The sequence below is a fragment of the Rhizobium sophorae genome (assembly GCF_013087515.1).
GTDB classification, from domain to species: Bacteria; Pseudomonadota; Alphaproteobacteria; order Rhizobiales; family Rhizobiaceae; genus Rhizobium; species Rhizobium sophorae.
Genome location: NZ_JABFCN010000081.1, coordinates 1 through 1,129, shown reverse-complemented (window position 1 = coordinate 1,129; position 1,129 = coordinate 1). Strand labels below are relative to the sequence as shown.

General features: G+C 55.0%; 1 protein-coding gene. It reads right to left on the bottom strand.

Annotation, left to right across the window (positions count from 1 at the left end):
• A partial coding sequence (locus G9X64_RS36070; RefSeq protein ID WP_171378392.1) for an IS30 family transposase occupies positions 1 to 992 on the bottom strand: 992 nt, incomplete at its 3' end.
• Between the last annotated feature and the right edge of the window lie 137 nt (positions 993 to 1,129).

Here is a 1,129-nt window from a genome sequence, read left to right as displayed (position 1 = left end):
TCACGCAAATGCGCCATGAAGACCTCGGCCGGTGTTTTGTAGCCCAAGCACTTTCTTGGCAGCGAATTCAGGTGATGGGCGAGGTCGACAAGTTGCTTCTGAGCGACGTTGGACAGATCCGTATCGCCAGGCATGAAGCGTCGAATGCGCTTGTTGGTGTTCTCGACAGCGCCTTTCTGCCAAGGCGAATTGGGATCGCAGAACCAGCTCCTGGCGCCGATCCCATCTTCCAAAGCCCTGAAAGCGGAGAACTCCGTGCCGCGATCAAAGGTGAAGCTTCGGCGTGCAAAAGACGGCAATGGTGAGAAGGCATGGATGATCTTGTCCATGATCGGTCGCGAGTGACGGCTGCGGTTCTTGATCATCACCGTATAGCGGCTCTTGCGCTCGACGAGAGAGGTGACGTTGGTCTCTCCGAGTTCACGCCGGAAGATCAGGAGATCGCCCTCCCAATGCCCGAACTGTGATCGATCATCAATAAAATCAGGTCGTTGGGAGATTCTGTAGTCGAGCGGGATTAAGCCGTCACGCGGTTTGCGTGCGCCGCGGCGCCGACGCCTGCGCCGTCGTTCCGGCAGGTGCTGATACAGCCCGAGCGGATAATCTTCCTTGCAATAGATGAAACGATAAATCGTTTCCGGGCAAATGCGCACAGGACTGACGCCATCGGCGAGAAGCCGGCCAGCGATCTGCTCAGGTGACCAATGCGCCTTCAGCCGGTCGATGACGAGATCGCGCAGATGCGGATGGCGTCTGAGTTTGCGCAGCCGTCGTCGGCGCTCCTTGCTCATGTCGTTGGCGATACCGCTGTAATAGCCGCTGTATTCCGGAAATTCGTGATCCTGGAACGTATTGCGTTTAAGCTCGCGATAGATCGTCGAACGATGACGACCGAGTTGGCGGGCAATCTCCGAGACGGAAACCTTGCGTTCTCTAAGATGAAAAAGACGCTTGCGATCAGGCAGGGTGAGCTGCGAATAGCAAAGGGACATGCATATATCTCCAAGGCGAAGCCATTGTTTTTATAAGCATGTCGCACTTGGAAATAGAATGTACCCCCCTACAACAATTGTCAAAGCTGATTAGAGGCGCGACGTCTTCAGCCATTTAGAAATGCGACACTCAGCAT